2 protein-coding genes are annotated in these 1721 nt (G+C 70.2%); both read left to right on the forward strand.

Annotation, left to right across the window (positions count from 1 at the left end; translation table 11 throughout):
• The coding region (locus D0D37_RS46230) for an ACT domain-containing protein (protein WP_116206886.1) at positions 1–428 on the forward strand (428 nt) is incomplete at its 5' end.
• 168 nt (positions 429–596) lie between these two features.
• Positions 597–1652, forward strand: a complete 1056-nt coding sequence (thrC, locus tag D0D37_RS46235; RefSeq protein ID WP_116206887.1) for a threonine synthase — start codon at positions 597–599, stop codon at positions 1650–1652.
• The last annotated feature ends 69 nt before the right edge of the window (positions 1653–1721 follow it).

Raw genomic sequence — 1721 nt, forward strand, 5'->3', positions numbered from 1 at the left:
AAGCGGACGCGGCCGGCGAGTTGATGTTCTACGGCCAGGGCGGCGGCGGCGCGCCGACCGCCAGCGCGGTGCTCGGCGACCTCGTCGCGGTGGCGCGCAACCAGGTGCTCGGCGGCCGCGGCCCGCGCGAATCGGCGCACGCCGCGCTGCCGGTGCGGCCGATGGGCCAGACGCCGACGCGCTACCACGTGAGCCTCGACGTCGCGGACCGCGCGGGTGTGCTCGCCCAGGTGGCGCAAGCGTTCGCCGCGCACGGCGTGAGCATCGCCGCGGTGCGCCAGCGCGACGCGAACGACACGGCGAGCCTCGTCGTGGTGACGCACCTTGCGCCCGACGCGGCGTTGCAGTCCACTGTGGACGAAATTGCGAAACTCGATGTGGTGCACGAGGTTGTCAGCGTGATGCGGGTGGAAGGCGAAGACGCATGAGCGCAGCTTGCAAGCGAATCATGGATGTTCATGCCGCCGCCTCAGAAACGAGCATGGTGAAACTCCGAAATGAGGCGGTGGCATGAGCGCCGCTTGCGAGCGAACCATCGATATTCATGCTTCCGCCTCGCTGGTGAGCATGGTGAAACTCCGAATCGAGGCGGCAGCATGAGTGCGTGGCCGGGAATTATCGAGGCGTACCGCGACCGGATTCCGGTCCCCGACGGGGCACGCGTGGTGACGCTCGGCGAGGGCAACACCCCGTTGCTGCCCGCCGCACACCTCTCGGAACTGACCGGCGCCGAGGTGTACCTGAAGGTCGAGGGCGCGAACCCGACCGGCTCGTTCAAGGACCGCGGGATGACCGTGGCGATCACGCACGCGCTGGCCAGCGGCCTCAAAGCGGTGATCTGCGCGTCCACCGGCAACACCTCGGCCTCGGCCGCCGCCTACGCCGCGCGGGCTGGGCTCACCTGCGCGGTGCTGGTGCCCCAAGGCAAGATCGCGATGGGGAAGCTCGCCCAGGCGGTGCTGCACGGCGCGCGGATCCTCCAGGTCGACGGCAACTTCGACGACTGCCTCGAACTCGCCCGCAAGACCGCGGCCGACTATCCGGTCACGCTGGTCAACTCGGTCAACCCGGTGCGCATCGCCGGGCAGAAAACCGCGGCGTTCGAGATTTGCGACGTGCTCGGCGAGGCTCCGGACGTGCACTGCCTCCCGGTCGGCAACGCGGGCAACATCACCGCGTACTGGAAGGGCTATTCGGAGTACGCGGCCAACGGTGTGGTCAAGAACACCCCGCGGATGTTCGGTTTCCAGGCCGCCGGCGCCGCGCCGCTCGTGCACGGCGAACCGGTCTCCGACCCGGACACCATCGCGACCGCGATCCGCATCGGCAGCCCCGCTTCTTGGGACGGCGCCGTGCACGCGCGCGCCGAATCGAATGGCCTGTTCGAGGCGATCACCGACGAGAAGATCCTTGAGGCGTACCGGCTGCTGGCCCGTCGCGAGGGCGTCTTCGTGGAGCCCGCGTCCGCGACGAGCGTGGCGGGTCTGCTGGCCACCGCGGCGGACGGACGGCTCCCGAAGGGCGCGAAGGTCGTCTGCACGGTCACCGGGCACGGCCTGAAGGACCCGGCCACGGCGCTGGAAGGCAACGTCGAGGTGGAACCGCTCGCGGTCGACCCGACGGCCGTGGCGGCGGCGCTGGACCTGCGATGAGCCGTGTGCAGAGGGCCCTCCCGAACCCGCCCGCCCACAGCGCGACCGAGCGGTCCGTGAGGGGAACCC

It is taken from the genome of Amycolatopsis circi (assembly GCF_003385235.1).
Classification (GTDB): Bacteria; Actinomycetota; Actinomycetes; order Mycobacteriales; family Pseudonocardiaceae; genus Amycolatopsis; species Amycolatopsis circi.